This is a genomic window from Pseudomonas sp. 01L34, assembly GCF_056400265.1.
The window spans coordinates 25955-42356 of the sequence record NZ_JBFTSX010000008.1; the positions used below are offsets into that span (position 1 = coordinate 25955).

Consider the following 16402-nt stretch of genomic DNA (forward strand, 5'->3'; position numbering starts at 1 on the left):
TCAAGCGCTTGCGCAGCTTCCTACACCATCCCCCGACTAAATGCTAGAATCCCGGCCCATCATGCGGTCATTCTTCGTTATGGCCGAACATTCCTTCAAACAGTGCATCCCATGCTGAAGAAGCTGTTCCAGTCATTCCGTTCTCCCCTGCGTCGTACGCAACACATCCGCAGCACGCCTGAAGTGCTCAATAGCGGCCAACATTCGCTGCAAAAGGCGCAATTCAGCCGTTACGCGGTCAACATCGTCGAACGCTTGCAGAACGCCGGTTACCAGGCTTACCTGGTCGGCGGCTGTGTGCGTGACATGCTGCTCGGCATCACGCCGAAAGATTTCGACGTCGCCACCAGTGCCACCCCTGAACAGGTACGGGCCGAATTCCGCAACGCGCGGATCATCGGTCGTCGCTTCAAACTGGTGCATATCCACTTTGGCCGCGAAATCATCGAAGTCGCGACCTTCCGCGCCAATCACCCGCAAAACGACGAGGACGAAGACAGCAACCAGTCTTCCCGCAACGAAAGCGGGCGCATCCTGCGCGATAACGTCTACGGCACCCTGGAAGAAGACGCGCAACGCCGCGACTTCACCATCAACGCCTTGTATTACGATCCGGTCAGCGAGCGCATTCTCGACTACGCCAATGGCGTACACGACATCCGCAATCACCTGATCCGCCTGATCGGCGATCCGAAGCAGCGCTACCAGGAAGACCCGGTGCGGATGCTGCGGGCCGTGCGTTTCGCCGCCAAGCTGAATTTCGGTATCGAGAAGCACAGCGCCCTGCCGATCCGCGATCTGGCACCGATGCTGCGCGAGATTCCATCAGCCCGTCTGTTCGAAGAAGTGCTCAAGCTGTTCCTCTCCGGCCACGCCGTGGACACCTTCGAGATGCTGGTCGACCTGCAGTTGTTCGATCCGCTGTTCCCGGCCAGTGCCGAGGCGCTGGAATACAACCCGACGTACACCCACACGCTGATCAGTGAAGCACTGATCAACACGGACTTGCGGATCAAGCAGAACAAACCGGTCACCCCGGCGTTCCTGTTCGCCGCCCTGCTCTGGCCTGCCCTGCCGGCCCGCGTGCTGCGCTTGCAAGAACGTGGCATGCCGCCGATTCCGGCGATGCAGGAAGCGGCGCACGAGTTGATTGCCGAACAGTGCCAGCGTATTGCGATTCCGAAACGCTTCACCATGCCGATCCGCGAGATCTGGGACATGCAGGAGCGTCTGCCGCGCCGCAGCGGCAAGCGGGCCGACCTGTTGCTGGACAACCCGCGGTTCCGTGCCGGTTACGACTTCCTGCTGCTGCGCGAAAGCGCTGGCGAACAGACCGATGGCCTGGGCGAATGGTGGACCGACTATCAGGACGCCAACGACAGCGAACGTCGGGACATGATCCGCGAACTCAGCGGCAAGGACGACGGCAGCGGTGCTCCGCGCAAACGTCGCCGCAGTGGCGGCGCCAAACGCAAACGCGCTGCCGGCGCTTCGAGCACGACAGGCGAATAGGCCATGGAACGCATCTACATCGGCATGGGCAGCAATCTGGCTGACCCTGCCGAACAGTTGCGCAGCGCTGTCGAGGCCTTGGCACGCTTGCCGCAGACCGAACTGGTCGGTGTTTCCGGGTTTTATCAAAGCGACTCGCTGCTGCCCGGCCAACCGCGTTATACCAACGCGGTCGCCGCTCTCGACAGCCGCCTCGCGCCGCTGGAGCTGCTCGATGCCCTGCAAGCCATCGAGAACGGACAAGGCCGCCAGCGTCTTGAACGCTGGGGCCCACGCACGCTGGATCTGGACATCGTGTTGTTCGGCGATCGACTGATCGACGAACCGCGCCTCAAAGTCCCTCACTATCACCTGCAGGAACGAGCCTTTGTGCTCTATCCGTTGGCCGAACTGGCACCGGCGGACTTGCGCCTGGCTGACGGCCGCACCCTCGCAGAATTACTCGCCGCCTGCCCGTTCGTCGGCCTGGAACGCCTCCCGGCAGCCTGAGTTGCCGCTTTTGACGATACAAGCCCATCGCAAATCTGCTGAATCGCATCAGTAACGTCGGTAACACCCCCCACGTAACAATGCGGTAACACATGCAATTGACTTCCCGGGTTCTCCTCACGACTATAGGCGTCCCGCTGCCGCCAACGCGGCGCTAAAGGGCGCAGTCCAGGCCTTACAAGCACCACGAAAGAGGGTGCGCCTGTATAAATGACGAATCACGCGCGTTACTCGCAGTAGTTTTCATAGCGCCTGTAATGAGGATTTTTTTCATGCCAGCCATCACCCTGACCACGCTCCAGAGCCTCAAGCAGACAGGTGAAAAGATCACCATGCTGACCTGCTATGACGCGACCTTCGCCCACGCCTGCAATGAGGCCGGGGTTGAAGTGCTGCTGGTGGGCGACTCCCTCGGCATGGTCTTGCAAGGTCACGACAGCACCCTGCCGGTGACCACTGCTGAAATGGCCTACCACGTGGCAGCCGTCAAACGCGGCAACACCGATGCCCTGATCCTCGCCGACCTGCCCTTCATGGCCTACGCCACCATTGAACAAACCATGACCAACAGCGCCCTGTTGATGCAGGCCGGTGCGCACATGGTCAAGGTTGAAGGGGCATTGTGGCTCGCGGACTCGATCCGTCTGCTGGCCGAACGCGGCATCCCGGTGTGCGCGCACATGGGGCTGACACCGCAATCGGTCAACATCCTCGGCGGCTATAAAGTCCAGGGCCGCAACGAGAACCAGGCGCGGCAGATGCGTGCCGACGCAATTTCCCTGGAACAGGCCGGCGCGGCCATGCTGCTGCTCGAATGCGTGCCGAGCGAATTGGCCGAAGAAATCAGCCAGGCGGTGAAGATCCCGGTGATTGGCATCGGCGCCGGCAGTGGCACCGACGGTCAGGTACTGGTTCTGCACGACATGCTGGGCTTGTCCATGACCGGCCGCGTGCCAAAGTTCGTGAAGAACTTCATGACCGACCAAACCAGCATTCAAGCAGCCTTGAGCGCTTACGTCACTGAAGTCAAAGCGGCGACTTTCCCTGGCATCGAACACGGATTCTCTGCATGAACACCGTAAAAACCGTACGCGAACTGCGGGCCGCGGTGGCCCGCGCCCGTAGCGAAGGCAAGCGCATCGGCTTTGTGCCGACCATGGGCAACCTGCACAGCGGGCATATCGCGCTGATTACCAAAGCCACCCAACGGGTGGATTTCGTGGTCGCGAGCATTTTCGTCAACCCGCTGCAATTCGGCGCCGGCGAAGACCTCGACAAATACCCGCGGACCCTGGCCGCCGATCAGGAGAAACTGCTCCAGGCCGGTTGCCATCTGCTGTTTGCCCCAACCGTCGAAGAAATGTACCCCGACGGCATGGCCGGCCAGACCCGCGTCAGCGTTCCACAACTGTCTGAAGGCCTGTGCGGCGCCAGCCGTCCTGGGCATTTCGAAGGGGTGGCGACGGTAGTCAGCAAACTGTTCAACATGGTCCAGCCGGACCTGGCGATCTTTGGCCAGAAAGACTTCCAGCAACTGGCGGTGATTCGCGCCCTGGTGCACGACCTGAACATGCCGATCCAGATCATCGGCGAACCGACCGTACGGGCCGCCGACGGTCTGGCGTTGTCGTCACGCAATGGTTTCCTCAGCGAAGAACAGAGGGCCATCGCACCGGAGGTCTATCGCACCCTGACCCGGATCAGCGACGCGATCAAACAGGGCGAGCGCGATTACCCGACGCTGATCAACGAGCAGATCAAGCAACTGGAAGCCGCTGGCCTGCGTCCGGATTACCTGGAAATTCGCCATGCGCTGACCTTGCGTCCGGCGACAGCGCAAGATCGGGATCTGGTGATTCTGGTGGCGGCGTTCCTCGGCACGACGCGGTTGATCGACAACCTGCATCTGAACCTCGACACACCCGCATAAACACTGCAAAACCCTGTGGGAGCGAACCTGTGGCGAGGGGGCTTGCCCCCGTTTGAGTGCATAGCACTCACAAGATCTTTGGTACATCAGAGATTTTGGGGCTGCTTCGCAGCCCAACGGGGCGGTGCGGCGTTCCGACAAGCCCCCTCGCCACAGGCCCGCTCCCACATTAGATCTGCGTCGTTTCCAGACTGTATTGCCGCCCACAAAGCCTTCGGGCAAACTGCCCCCCGTTCGATTCCGACCCGGGGAAACACTCATGCACGCCATCATGCTCAAGGCCAAGCTGCATCGCGCCGAAGTCACCCATGCTGTACTCGATTACGAAGGCTCTTGCGCCATCGACGGCGAATGGCTGGACCTGTCCGGCATCCGTGAGTACGAACAGATCCAGATCTACAACATCGACAACGGCGAACGCTTCACCACCTACGCGATTCGTGGCGAAGAAGGTTCGCGCATGATCTCGGTCAACGGTGCCGCGGCCCACAAGGCCAAGGTCGGCGACCGCGTGATCATCTGCGCTTACGCCCACTACAGCGAAGCCGAACTGCTCAACTTCAAGCCGCGCATGCTCTACATGGCGCCGGGCAACGAACTGAGCCACACCAGCAATGCAATTCCGGTTCAGGTCGCCTGACCGGACCGCCCCCCTGCCAGCTTTCCGTTTGTCGGACCGCTCCTGGTTAAATGTTAAAAAAGTACCGGGAGCAGGTCAGACAAAGTCAAGACAGATTGCAGCGCGAGGTTTACTGTATTCGCCCTGCGCCAGAAATCGTGTCGACGCAGTTGACCGGACGCCCACCCACAGCGCTCCGGGATTTTTAGTGTTCAAAAGGCCGTTCAAGTAAAAGGAAAACCGCAGCGATGGCGTATTACCGCACTCCTCACGACGTTACCGCTCTGCCCGCTTGGCAAGCGCTGAATGACCACCGCCAAGCCATGCAGGATTTCAGCATGCGCGAAGCCTTTAATGCCGATCCGCAGCGTTTTAATCAATTCACCCTCAGCAGCTGCGGCCTGTTTCTCGACTACTCGAAGAACCTGATCAACGCCGAGACCCGCAATCTGCTGGTGGGCCTGGCCAACGAAGTCGACCTCAAGGGCGCGATCAAAGCGCTGTTCTCGGGCGAAATCGTCAACGCTTCCGAAGGACGCCCGGCCCTGCACACCGCACTGCGCCGTCCGGTGGGCGACAAGCTGTCGGTCAACGGCGTCAACGTGATGCCCGACGTGCACAAAGTGCTGAACCAGATCACCGATCTCGTGGGCCGTATCCACGACGGTCTGTGGCGCGGTTACACCGAGAAGCCGATCACCGACGTTGTGAACATTGGCATCGGTGGCTCGTTCCTCGGCCCCGAGCTGGTGTCCGAAGCGCTGCTGTCCTACGCCCAGAAAGGCGTGCGTTGCCATTACCTGGCGAACATCGACGGCAGTGAATTCCACGAACTGACCATGAAGCTGCGCGCCGAGACCACGCTGTTCATCGTCTCGTCGAAATCCTTCAACACCCTCGAAACCCTGAAAAACGCCCAGGCCGCCCGCGCCTGGTACCTGGCTCAGGGCGGTTCGGAAGCCGAGCTGTACCGTCACTTCATCGCCGTCTCCAGCAACAACGCGGCGGCCGTGGCGTTCGGTATTCGTGAAGAGAACATCTTCCCGATGTGGGACTGGGTCGGCGGCCGTTACTCGCTGTGGTCGGCCATCGGTTTGCCAATTGCCCTGGCCATCGGCATGTCGAACTTCAAGGAACTGCTGTCCGGTGCATACACCATGGACCAGCATTTCCAGAGCGCGCCATTCGAACAGAACATGCCGGTACTGTTGGCATTGCTCGGCATCTGGTATGGCAACTTCTGGGGCGCGCAGAGCCACGCGATCCTGCCGTACGACCACTACCTGCGCAACATCACCAAGCACTTGCAACAGCTGGACATGGAATCCAACGGCAAGAGCGTGCGCCAGGACGGCACGCCAGTGTCCACCGATACCGGCCCGGTAATCTGGGGCGGCGTTGGCTGCAACGGTCAGCATGCTTACCACCAGTTGCTGCACCAGGGCACCCAACTGATCCCGGCCGACTTCATCGTGCCGATCGTCAGTTTCAACCCGGTGTCCGACCACCACCAGTGGCTGTACGCCAACTGCCTGTCGCAAAGCCAGGCATTGATGCTCGGCAAGACCCGCACCGAGGCTGAAGCCGAGCTGCGTGACAAGGGTATGGCCGAGGATGAAGTGCAAAAACTGGCCGCACACAAGGTGATCCCGGGCAACCGTCCGAGCAACACCCTGGTGCTCGAACGCATCAGCCCGCGTCGTCTTGGCGCACTGGTAGCGCTGTACGAACACAAAGTCTTCGTGCAAAGCGTGGTCTGGGGCATCAATGCCTTCGACCAGTGGGGCGTGGAGTTGGGTAAAGAGCTGGGCAAAGGCGTCTACAACCGCCTGGTCGGCAGCGAAGAAACCCCGGCCGACGATGCTTCCACCCAAGGCCTGATCAACTACTTCCGCGGTCGTCACCGCGGGTGATAGGCTGAAGGGGCGGTTTACCCGCCCCTTCAACTTGCAGCACCGACAGTTCCACGGCACCGGGTTTACTGCAAAATCGGTGGCGTGCGCTATCACTGTAGGAGCGGCCGAAGGCTGCGATCTTTTGATCCTGGTTGTAAAAGACAAGATCAAAAGATCGCAGCCTTCGGCAGCTCCTACGAGGGTCGCGCAGCTCCCCTCTTGTCGCAAAACAAGAATAAGGAACCGTCATGTTCGATATCAGCACGTTCCCCAAAGCCGATGCCGTCCGCCGGGCTGCACAGTTGAGTCAGGACGACTACAAGCGCCTGTACCGTGAATCCATTGAACACCCCAGCACCTTCTGGGCCGAACAGGCCACACGGTTCCTCGACTGGAGCACGCCGTGGCAGACCGTTCAGCGGTACGACCTGAAAACCGGTGACGCAAGCTGGTTTGCCGGCGGAAAGTTAAACGTCAGCTACAACTGCATCGATCGTCATCTGGAAAAGCGTGGCGATCAAACCGCGATCATCTGGGAAGGCGATGACCCCGCCGAATCCATCCAGATCACCTACAAAAAACTCCATCACAACGTCAGTCGACTGGCCAACGTGCTCAAAAGCCGTGGCGTGAAGAAAGGCGACCGCGTGTGCATCTACATGCCGATGATCCCCGAAGCCGCCTACGCCATGCTCGCCTGTGCGCGGATCGGCGCGATTCATTCGGTGGTGTTCGGCGGATTCTCCCCGGACTCACTGCGTGACCGGATCCTCGACGCCGACTGCCGCACCGTAATCACCGCCGATGAAGGCGTGCGCGGCGGTAAATTCGTGCCGCTCAAACAGAACGTCGACAAGGCCCTGCAAAGTTGCCCGCACGTCAGCAGTGTGATCGTGGTCGAGCACACCCAAAACCAGGTGAATTGGGTTGAAGACCGCGACCTCTGGTATCACCAGGCCCTGCGCGATGTCGGTGACGATTGCCCGCCAGAGCCGATGGACGCCGAAGACCCGCTGTTTATCCTCTACACCTCCGGCAGCACCGGCAAACCCAAAGGCGTGCTGCACACCACCGGCGGCTACCTGCTGCAAGCGGCAATGACCTTCAAATACGTGCTCGACTATCGCGACGGTGAAGTCTTCTGGTGCACCGCCGATGTCGGCTGGGTCACCGGCCACAGCTACATTGTCTATGGGCCGCTGGCCAATGGCGCGACCACGCTGATCTTCGAAGGCGTACCGAGCTACCCCAGCACCTCGCGCTTCTGGCAGGTGATCGACAAGCACCACGTCAACATCTTCTACACCGCCCCGACCGCCCTGCGCGCGTTGATGCGTGAAGGTCCCGGGCCGTTGAAGGAAACATCCCGCGAGAGCCTGCGCTTACTCGGTACTGTCGGTGAGCCGATTAACCCGGAAGCCTGGGAGTGGTACTTCAATACAGTCGGCGAGCAACGCTGCCCGATTGTCGATACCTGGTGGCAGACCGAAACCGGCGGCATCATGCTCAGCCCGCTGGTCAGCACCCAACGGGTCAAACCCGGTTGCGCCACCCAACCGATGTTCGGTGTGCAACCGGTGTTGCTCGATGAGCACGGCAAAGAAATCAAAGGCGCCGGCAGCGGCGTGCTGGCCATCAAGTCCAGCTGGCCGGCGCAGATCCGCAGCGTATACGGCGATCCGAAACGGATGGTCGAAACCTACTTCAAGCCCTACCCCGGCTACTACTTCACCGGCGATGGCGCACGCCGCGACGAGGACGGCGATTACTGGATCACCGGGCGCATCGACGACGTGATTAACGTCTCCGGGCACCGCATCGGCACCGCCGAAGTGGAGAGCGCGCTGGTGCTGCACGACAGCATTGCCGAGGCCGCCGTGGTCGGTTACCCCCATGACATCAAAGGCCAGGGCATCTACGCCTTCGTCACACCCATGAACGGCGTCGACCCCAACGACGATCTGAAGAAAGAACTGCTGGCCCATGTCAGCCAGGAAATCGGCAGCTTCGCCAAACCGGACTTGATCCAGTGGGCCCCGGCCCTGCCGAAAACCCGTTCGGGCAAGATCATGCGACGGATCCTGCGCAAGATCGCCTGCAACGAACTGGACAGCCTCGGCGACACCTCGACCCTCGCCGACCCGAGCGTGGTGCAAGGGCTGATTGATCAACGCCTGAACCAATAATGTTGCGCGCGGCCACCGGCCGCGCTGTGAGGCTTATTGTGGCGAGGGGGCTTGCCCCCGTTGGGCAGCGAAGCGGCCCAAAAAGCTTGGCGCTCCCTCGAATTTTTGCCAGTGCTGCGCACTGGAACGGGGGCAAGCCCCCTCGCCACAGTGTTAAACTCCCGCGCCCTCAATTCCCTCCAGCAAGGCGCCCAGCATGTCTTCCTTGAATCAGGCGCTGTGCGCCGCCCTTGATCGTCGCCAGGACCTGCTCGCCGAGCTGCATCAGCAAGGCACCGATTGCTATCGCCTGTTCCACGGCAGCCAGGAAGGTGCCGGCGGCTTGACCATCGACCGCTATGGCCCGCAACTGCTGGTGCAAAGCTTTCATCAGTCACTGGAGCGTGACGCCCTGCTGCAATTGCACGAAATCGTCAATCAACAGCTGGGCCTCGATAGCCTGCTGGTCTACAACGACCGCTCCCGCGGCAACTCGCGCATCGACCGCGAAGACACCGTCTACCGCGCCGACGAGGCCGCCCTGCAAGACTTGATCGGCCACGAATGGGGGCTGAACTACCGGGTTCGCGGGCGCCATGCCGGCCAGGATCCGTTGCTGTTTCTCGACCTGCGCAACGCCCGCGGCTGGGTCAAGGCGCACAGCAAAAACAAAAGTGTGCTGAACCTGTTTGCCTACACCTGTGGCGTCGGTCTCTGCGCTGCGGCCGGTGGTGCCAGCGAGGTGTGCAACCTGGACTTTGCCGAAGGCAACCTGGCGGTCGGCCGCGAAAACGGTCTGCTCAACCCGCAATTGCCGACCATGGAGTTCATCCAGTCCGATTACTTCCCGGCGATTCGTCAATTGGCCGGCCTGCCGATCAGCCAGCGTCGCGGGCAAAAACTGCCGAGCTATCAGCGCCTGGAGCCGCGTCAATATGATCTGGTACTGCTCGATCCACCGGCCTGGGCCAAGAGTGCTTTCGGCACGGTCGATCTGTTGCGCGATTACCAGAGCCTGCTCAAACCGGCGCTGCTGACCACTGCCGACAATGGCGTGTTGATCTGCTGCAACAACCTGGCGAAGGTCAGCATGGACGATTGGCGCGAACAGGTGCTGCGCTGCGCAGAGAAGGCCGGACGCCCGGTGCGTGAGTGGACAGCGCTGACACCGGGCAGCGACTTTCCGTCGACGGACCAACAACCGCCGCTGAAAACGCTGATCCTGCAGCTCTGAAAATCCACACCCATTATCAGACAACGCCTATAAAGCGTGATTGCTTCGGAACCGCAAACGCATGCCATACTCCAAGGCACTCCGATTCCGACAGATGAAGCCACACATGCCCAAAGGATTGATCCGCGCTATCGGCGCCTTGTTAACAGCCCTGGCCCTTTACAGCCTGCTGGGGTTTCTGATTTTGCCGGGCATCGCGTTGCGGGTTGCCAACCAGCAATTGGCCAACTACGCCATGACGCCCGCGACAATTTCGCGGATCGAACTCAACCCGTTCAGCCTTGAAGTAACCCTTTGGGGCCTGATCATCGGCGAGCCGGGCAAGGAGCAAGTGGGCTTCGAACGCCTGTACGCCAACTTGCAGATCGACAGCCTGTGGACCAAGGCGCTGCACCTGTCCGATATCGAACTGGACAAACCCAAGACCGAAATACGCTTCGGCAAGGACGGCCAGCTCAATCTTCTCGGGCTGTTCAAAATCCCCGCCAGCGAACCGACCCCGGTCGACCCGAACGCCAAACCCTTCCCGCTGCGCGTGGAGCGGATCAAACTGGCCGGCGGCTACGTGCATTTCGAAGATGCCCGGCCCAGCGAGCCCATCGAATTCCTCTACGACAAACTCGATTTCGAGCTGAAGAACCTCAGTACCCTGCCCGACGACAACGCCGACATGACCCTGGTCGCGGTCGGCCCCGCCGGCGGGCAGATCGACTGGACCGGCAATTTCAGCCTGAGCCCGATCGCCTCTGAAGGTAAGCTGAAAATCACCGATGGCAAGATGAAGTCCTTCTGGCCCTATGTGCGCGATGCTGTGCCACTGGTCCTGGAAAACGGCGTCCTGAACCTGAGCACCGACTACAAACTCAATCTGAACAAAGGCACCGAACTGCTGCTGGACAACGTCGTCGTCAGCGTCGCGCCTTTCGCCATCAAGGCGCCGGACGGCCGACCTCTGGTGAAGCTCGAACGACTGGACATCAGCGACACCACCGTGGATCTGGCCAAGCAGCAAGTGGTGGTCGGCAAGATCCACAGCCAGAAACTGGAAACCTGGGCAGCCCTCGAAGCCGATGGGCAACTCGATTGGCAAAAACTGTTCGCCAGCCAGCCGTCCAAACAGGCGGCCAAAGCCAACGCCGAACCCACCAGCACACCCGCGGCAGCCGATTCACCGAAGCCCGAACCGACCGCGCCGAGCAAGCCCTGGCAGGTGCTGCTCAAAGACGTGCAACTGCGTAATTATCAGGTGCACCTGGCCGACCGCAAGGCACAACCCGCCGTAGCGCTGGAGCTCGGCCCGCTGAACCTGGACCTGCAGAATTTCGACAGCCTCAACGGCTCCCCTTTCAACCTCAAGCTCGACACGGGCGTGGGCAAGCAAGGCAAGATCATGGCGGACGGCACGGTCAATCTGGCCCCGATCAGCGCCAAACTGAACGTGCAGACCAGGGATATCGACCTGCGCGTCGCCCAGTCCTACATCAATCCGTTCATTCGCCTCGAACTGCGTAGCGGCATGCTGGGCAGTGATCTGGCGGTCGACTTGAAAAGCACCGAGCCGCTGGCGTTCAGTGTTACAGGTAAAGCCCAGATCGATCAGTTGCATACCCTCGACACTCTGAAAACCCGTGACTTCCTCAAGTGGCAACAGTTGGCGCTCGAAGGCCTGAACTATCAGCACGGCGACAGCCTGTCGATCGACAAGGTCAATCTGTTCCAGCCCTATGCCCGCTTCATGATCAACGATGACCGCACCACCAACATCGATGACCTGCTGATCCCGCAACCGGCCGACTCCGGCGCCACAACGACCACAACGACCACAACTGCCGCAGCCAAACCGGCAGCCGGAAACGAAAAACCACTGGGCATCCACATTGGCAGCATCGCCATCAATGACGGTTCGGCAAACTTCGCCGACTTCAGCCTGACACCGAACTTCGCCACGGCCGTCCAACAACTGAACGGGCAGATCGGCACCATCGACAGCCGCCACGTAAAACCGGCCAACGTCGACGTCAAAGGCAAGGTCGACCGCTATGCACCGGTGACCATCAAGGGCTCGGTCAACCCGTTCGACCCAATGGCCAGTCTGGACATCGCTACCAGTTTCAGACGGGTGGAACTGACGACCCTGACGCCTTATTCCGGCAAGTTCGCCGGTTACCGCATCCGCAAGGGCCGGCTCAATCTGGATCTGCATTACAAGATCACCAACGGTCAGCTCCTGGCCGAAAACAAAGTGGTGGTCGAGCAGCTGCAACTGGGTGAAAAGGTCGACAGTCCGGATGCAGTGAGCCTGCCGCTGAAACTGGCGATTGCCTTGCTCAAGGATGTCGACGGCAAGATTTCCATCGAACTGCCGGTGAGCGGCGACCTGAACAACCCGCAGTTCAGCATCATGCCGATCATCTGGCAGACCCTGCGCAATCTGATCGTGAAGGCGGCCGCGGCGCCGTTCAAAATGATTGGCGGGCTGGTCAGCGGCGGCGGTTCAGAGGAGCTGGGCACCGTGGCGTTTGCACCAGGTTCGAGCGACTTGAGCAAGGAAGCCGAAGCGACACTGATCAAACTGTCCCAGGCGCTCAAGGAGCGTCCGGCCCTGCGCCTGGAAATCGAAGGCACTGCCGCCAAGAGCAGCGACGGCCCACTGCTCGCCGAGCAACGCCTGGAACGGGAATACCAGTACAACTACTACAAAATGCTCCAGCGCCGCGGTGACAAAGTGCCGGCCCAGGCCTCCATGCTGGAAGTGCCGGACAGCGAGAAAGGCCCGCTGCTCGAAGGAATCTACCGCACACGCCTCAAGATCCAGCCGCCCGCGGAATGGAAGGATCTGGGCAAGGAAGAACGCAGCAAAAAAATGCGCGAAAGCGTGATCGGCTTCTGGAGCTCCAGCGAGGTTCTGTTGCGTCAGCTGGGCCAGGAACGGGCCAGCAGCATCAAGGACTACCTGGTGGACAAAGGGCAGTTGGCCGATGACCGCGTGTACTTCATCGACGCCAACCTCGGTGAGGCCGAAAGCGATGGCCGCGTGGTGACGGCCTTGCATCTGGATGCCGAGTGATGGGCGTGCAATGGCTTATGAGCCTGGCCCTGGTATTGGCTGCCGGCCAAGCTGCGGCGGCCGATACCCTGCGCTGCGGCAGTCAATTGATCAGCGTCGGGGACAGGTCCAGCGAAGTGCTGCAAAAATGCGGAGAGCCCGTCGCCCGCGACCTGCTTGGCTACAAGCGCAGCGCCAATCGACGGGAAGAGTTTCAGGTCGAGGAATGGACCTACGGGCCCAACGGCGGGATGTACCAGTACCTGCGCTTTGAAGGAAACCGGTTGGTTCAAATCACCAGCAAGCGCGGTAACTGAACTCGCCCCCACAGTTTTTTGCGTTGCTCCCAATAGAACAGGCCCCGACACGAATGTCGGGGCCTGTAACGGCCACGTCCATATGGCCTTTCGCATGAACTCTCAAAAAGCGACAGACGTATGACCTGGCCCGCCTGCCGCATCTTCTCCCGGTCCAGGCGAGAAGCCTTGCCTTACTCGGCTTTCAGGCCGTCAGCGGACACCGCTTTGACGCCTTTGATTTTCTTGGCAATGGCCACGGCGGTGGCTTTCTGAGCTTCAGTCACCGCAACAGTGGACGACAGCGACACGACGCCTTTGTTGGTTTCGACTTTGATGTCGGTGCCAGGGATGCCTTTTTCAGTCACCAGGTCTGCTTTGACTTTGGTCGTGATCCAGGTATCGGAAGTAGCTTCCTTGGCTTTGGTCACTTCACCGGCAGCCAGCGTCATGGGAGCCTGGGTGGTATGGCTGGTCTGGGCGAATGCAGCGTTGGCCATCGTCAGGGTCAGCGCGGTAGCAGTAGCGGCAGCGATAGCGAACTTTTTCATACGAGTAACTCCTGTTCTTCTGGAAAGTCTGCTGCGTGTCGTCTTGTCAGCAGGGTTACCAGAGAGAGTGCGAACGCTGTGCCAACTAGCAACCAAAAAATAAATACCTATAAATCAACAACTTAATAAAAATTACAACTTTCGAAATCATGCAAAATGCATGAGTGCGACATTATCTACATGCAAGTTGCGGGTTTTAACGCAGGCCTAAGGGCATGAATTGTCGGGGGTTTTCGTGATCATCCGAATCGCCCCCCGCCCAAATGACCAACAAAAATGCCCCGCGTCGTGAGAAGCGGGGCATTGTTTATGCCGGGTGATATGGATCAGGTACCGGTGCAGCCTTTAGGTGCGTACTCTTGTAGAGCCGTGGTGGCGCATGTCCAGCCACCGGCGAGGGTACGCGAAAGCGTAATGGTCTTGCTGAGCACAGGCCCTGGAGCATTGAGGATCGTGCAGGCAATAGTGCCCACACCGGTAGCGGTGGTACCCGATGCCGTAATCGTGCAGTTACCTGTAGTCGCCGTACCGCCGATCAAAGCGAGGGTAGGATCTGTACCCTGATTCATAATGTCTTCAAAAGGCACCTTCAGTGCCGAGATTTCTGCAAGCGCAGCGGTAACTTTCGCCCGTGATTGGTACTTCGAATACTGCGGCAACGCAAACGTCGCCAGAATCCCGATGATCGCCACCACGATCAGCAGTTCGATCAGGGTAAAACCATTTTGATTTTTCATAGACAGGCTCCATGCATGAGTCGAAATCTCATGATCTGTAGAGGGTGCAGCACAGGTCATGCCAAGTCGTATGCGCCCCTGCAGACTGGGCTCGGGATCACGACAAAGACCTTTCGTACCCCCAGGATCCGCACTTTCTGACATTTTTTGTCACCTCACCTCGGCTGGTTTGGTTCCACTGTTTGACTAGGCTATAAGTCATTAACCGCCTGCGTCCGGAATCCCAATGAATGACATTGCCCTTAGCGGTCTGGCCAAGCAATTGGTGCTGGCCGAGCTGATCACTGATCAAAGTGCGCAACAGGCGTATCAGCAAGCCCAACGCGATCGAGTCTCACTGGTCAGTTATCTGGTGCAAAACAAACTGCTGAAAAGCTGGCAGGTCGCCGAGGTGGCTTCGGAGCATTTCGGCATGGCCCTGCTGGACCTCAACTGCCTGGAAAAAGACACCCAACCCAAGGGGCTGGTCAGCGAAAAACTGATCCGCCAGCACCACGCCCTCCCCCTCTGGCGACGCGGTAACAAACTGTTCGTGGGGGTTTCCGATCCGAGTAATCAACAGGTCATCAACGACATCCAGTTCAGTACCGGGCTGAACACCGAAGCCATCCTGGTCGAAGAGGACAAGCTTAGCGACGCCATCGAAAGATTCTTCGACAGCCACGCCACCGACCTGCAAGAGATGGCCGATGTCGACCTCGACGGTCTGGACATCGAGTCGGTCGACGACCAGAAACAGGACGCCATCGGCGGACAGGACACCGATGACGCGCCCGTGGTGCGCTTCGTCCACAAGATGTTGCTCGATGCGATCAAGAGCGGGTCTTCCGACCTGCATTTCGAACCCTACGAAAAAACCTACCGCGTGCGGATGCGCACCGATGGCATCCTGCATGAAGTTGCCAAGCCACCAACGCAACTGGCCAACCGCATTGCTTCCCGGCTCAAAGTCATGGCCAGTCTCGACATCTCCGAGCGGCGCAAACCCCAGGACGGGCGAATCAAGATGCGCCTGTCCAAGAGCAAGTCCATCGACTTCCGGGTCAACACCCTGCCGACCCTGTGGGGCGAAAAAGTGGTGATCCGGATCCTCGATCCGTCCAGCGCGCAAATGGGCATCGATGCCCTCGGCTATGAGCCGGAGCAGAAAGACCTGTACATGGCCGCCCTCAAGCAACCACAGGGGATGATCCTGGTGACCGGGCCCACCGGTTCAGGCAAGACCGTGTCGCTCTATACCGGGCTGAACATCCTCAACACCGTCAACATCAACATCTCCACTGCCGAAGACCCGGTGGAAATCAACATGGAGGGCGTCAACCAGGTCAACGTCAATCCCAGGCAGGGAATGGATTTCGCCCAGGCGTTGCGCTCGTTTCTGCGCCAGGACCCGGACGTGATCATGGTCGGCGAAATCCGCGACCTCGAAACTGCCGAAATTGCCATCAAGGCCGCCCAGACCGGGCACATGGTGCTTTCCACCCTGCACACCAACAGCGCTGCGCAAACCCTGACCCGCCTGCACAACATGGGGATTCAGGGCTTCAACATTGCGACCTCGGTCAGCCTGATCATTGCCCAGCGCCTGGCGCGCAAGTTGTGCAGCCATTGCAAGAAACCCATCGAGATTCCCCGCGAGACGCTGCTCAAGGAAGGCTTCCCCGAGGAACGCATCGGCTCATTCACGATCTATGAACCGGTCGGTTGCAATCAATGCAATGCTGGCTACAAAGGGCGAGTGGGGATTTATGAAGTGGTGAAGAACACTCCTGATCTGCAACGGCTGATCATGGCCGAAGGCAATTCACTGGAGATCGACCTCCAGATGCGCAAGGACGGCTTCAACGACCTGCGCACGTCGGGCTTGCTCAAGGCCATGCAAGGCATCACCAGCCTTGAAGAAATCAACCGGGTCACGAAGGACTGAA

At 59.7% G+C, this 16402-nt stretch carries 13 protein-coding genes; 11 read left to right on the forward strand and 2 right to left on the reverse strand.

The window, feature by feature from the left end:
- Positions 1 to 111: 111 nt before the first annotated feature.
- From AC1DQM_RS23775 to AC1DQM_RS23820, 10 genes are all read left to right on the forward strand, one after another.
- Positions 112 to 1512 (forward strand): polynucleotide adenylyltransferase PcnB, encoded by a 1401-nt coding sequence (locus AC1DQM_RS23775; protein ID WP_477746944.1) that lies wholly within the window; start codon positions 112 to 114, stop codon positions 1510 to 1512.
- 3 nt (positions 1513 to 1515) lie between these two features.
- Positions 1516 to 2001 (forward strand): 2-amino-4-hydroxy-6-hydroxymethyldihydropteridine diphosphokinase, encoded by a 486-nt coding sequence (gene folK / locus AC1DQM_RS23780; protein ID WP_019650997.1) that lies wholly within the window; start codon positions 1516 to 1518, stop codon positions 1999 to 2001.
- Positions 2002 to 2273: 272 nt separating this feature from the next.
- Positions 2274 to 3074, forward strand: a complete 801-nt coding sequence (gene panB / locus AC1DQM_RS23785) for a 3-methyl-2-oxobutanoate hydroxymethyltransferase (protein ID WP_018930198.1) — start codon at positions 2274 to 2276, stop codon at positions 3072 to 3074.
- Positions 3071 to 3931: a pantoate--beta-alanine ligase gene (panC, locus tag AC1DQM_RS23790; protein ID WP_258612686.1), complete on the forward strand. Its 861-nt coding sequence runs from the start codon at positions 3071 to 3073 to the stop codon at positions 3929 to 3931. The genes panB and panC overlap by 4 nt, the downstream gene beginning before the upstream one ends.
- A 259-nt stretch (positions 3932 to 4190) precedes the next feature.
- The gene (gene panD / locus AC1DQM_RS23795) at positions 4191 to 4571 is read left to right on the forward strand and encodes an aspartate 1-decarboxylase (protein ID WP_008153310.1); all 381 of its coding nucleotides are present in this window, start codon (positions 4191 to 4193) and stop codon (positions 4569 to 4571) included.
- Between the two features lie 227 nt (positions 4572 to 4798).
- Positions 4799 to 6463, forward strand: a complete 1665-nt coding sequence (pgi, locus tag AC1DQM_RS23800) for a glucose-6-phosphate isomerase (protein WP_064620373.1) — start codon at positions 4799 to 4801, stop codon at positions 6461 to 6463.
- 230 nt (positions 6464 to 6693) lie between these two features.
- Positions 6694 to 8631: an acetate--CoA ligase gene (gene acs / locus AC1DQM_RS23805; RefSeq protein ID WP_477746945.1), complete on the forward strand. Its 1938-nt coding sequence runs from the start codon at positions 6694 to 6696 to the stop codon at positions 8629 to 8631.
- A gap of 196 nt (positions 8632 to 8827) precedes the next feature.
- A complete protein-coding gene (locus AC1DQM_RS23810; protein WP_064620380.1) occupies positions 8828 to 9844 on the forward strand; it encodes a class I SAM-dependent rRNA methyltransferase in 1017 nt (338 codons plus the stop codon).
- 61 nt (positions 9845 to 9905) lie between these two features.
- The gene (locus tag AC1DQM_RS23815) at positions 9906 to 12911 is read left to right on the forward strand and encodes a DUF748 domain-containing protein (protein WP_477746946.1); all 3006 of its coding nucleotides are present in this window, start codon (positions 9906 to 9908) and stop codon (positions 12909 to 12911) included.
- Complete coding sequence (locus AC1DQM_RS23820) at positions 12911 to 13207, forward strand: DUF2845 domain-containing protein (protein ID WP_477743885.1); 297 nt, start codon at positions 12911 to 12913, stop codon at positions 13205 to 13207. Before AC1DQM_RS23815 ends, AC1DQM_RS23820 begins: the two co-directional genes overlap by 1 nt.
- A gap of 173 nt (positions 13208 to 13380) precedes the next feature.
- Here the strand turns inward: AC1DQM_RS23820 and AC1DQM_RS23825 are convergent, their stop codons facing one another.
- Together AC1DQM_RS23825 and AC1DQM_RS23830 are read right to left on the reverse strand one after the other, a co-directional pair.
- The gene (locus tag AC1DQM_RS23825; RefSeq protein ID WP_064620389.1) at positions 13381 to 13737 is read right to left on the reverse strand and encodes a BON domain-containing protein; all 357 of its coding nucleotides are present in this window, start codon (positions 13735 to 13737) and stop codon (positions 13381 to 13383) included.
- 326 nt (positions 13738 to 14063) lie between these two features.
- Positions 14064 to 14474, reverse strand: a complete 411-nt coding sequence (locus AC1DQM_RS23830; RefSeq protein ID WP_019650990.1) for a pilin — start codon at positions 14472 to 14474, stop codon at positions 14064 to 14066.
- Between the two features lie 226 nt (positions 14475 to 14700).
- Between AC1DQM_RS23830 and pilB the strand changes: the two genes are divergently transcribed.
- Complete coding sequence (pilB, locus tag AC1DQM_RS23835; RefSeq protein WP_064620392.1) at positions 14701 to 16401, forward strand: type IV-A pilus assembly ATPase PilB; 1701 nt, start codon at positions 14701 to 14703, stop codon at positions 16399 to 16401.
- Position 16402 lies beyond the last annotated feature (1 nt).

What these genes read in the sequence shown, in the direction of transcription:
- AC1DQM_RS23815 (WP_477746946.1), top strand. Translation starts at nt 9,906, where the DNA reads ATGCCATACTCCAAGGCACTCCGATTCCGACAGATGAAGCCACACATG.
- folK (WP_019650997.1), top strand. Translation starts at nt 1,516, where the DNA reads ATGGAACGCATCTACATCGGCATGGGCAGCAATCTGGCTGACCCTGCC.
- AC1DQM_RS23825 (WP_064620389.1), bottom strand. Translation starts at nt 13,737, where the DNA reads ATGAAAAAGTTCGCTATCGCTGCCGCTACTGCTACCGCGCTGACCCTG.
- panB (WP_018930198.1), top strand. Translation starts at nt 2,274, where the DNA reads ATGCCAGCCATCACCCTGACCACGCTCCAGAGCCTCAAGCAGACAGGT.
- pgi (WP_064620373.1), top strand. Translation starts at nt 4,799, where the DNA reads ATGGCGTATTACCGCACTCCTCACGACGTTACCGCTCTGCCCGCTTGG.
- panC (WP_258612686.1), top strand. Translation starts at nt 3,071, where the DNA reads ATGAACACCGTAAAAACCGTACGCGAACTGCGGGCCGCGGTGGCCCGC.
- AC1DQM_RS23810 (WP_064620380.1), top strand. Translation starts at nt 8,828, where the DNA reads ATGTCTTCCTTGAATCAGGCGCTGTGCGCCGCCCTTGATCGTCGCCAG.
- AC1DQM_RS23775 (WP_477746944.1), top strand. Translation starts at nt 112, where the DNA reads ATGCTGAAGAAGCTGTTCCAGTCATTCCGTTCTCCCCTGCGTCGTACG.
- acs (WP_477746945.1), top strand. Translation starts at nt 6,694, where the DNA reads ATGTTCGATATCAGCACGTTCCCCAAAGCCGATGCCGTCCGCCGGGCT.
- AC1DQM_RS23820 (WP_477743885.1), top strand. Translation starts at nt 12,911, where the DNA reads ATGGGCGTGCAATGGCTTATGAGCCTGGCCCTGGTATTGGCTGCCGGC.
- panD (WP_008153310.1), top strand. Translation starts at nt 4,191, where the DNA reads ATGCACGCCATCATGCTCAAGGCCAAGCTGCATCGCGCCGAAGTCACC.
- AC1DQM_RS23830 (WP_019650990.1), bottom strand. Translation starts at nt 14,474, where the DNA reads ATGAAAAATCAAAATGGTTTTACCCTGATCGAACTGCTGATCGTGGTG.
- pilB (WP_064620392.1), top strand. Translation starts at nt 14,701, where the DNA reads ATGAATGACATTGCCCTTAGCGGTCTGGCCAAGCAATTGGTGCTGGCC.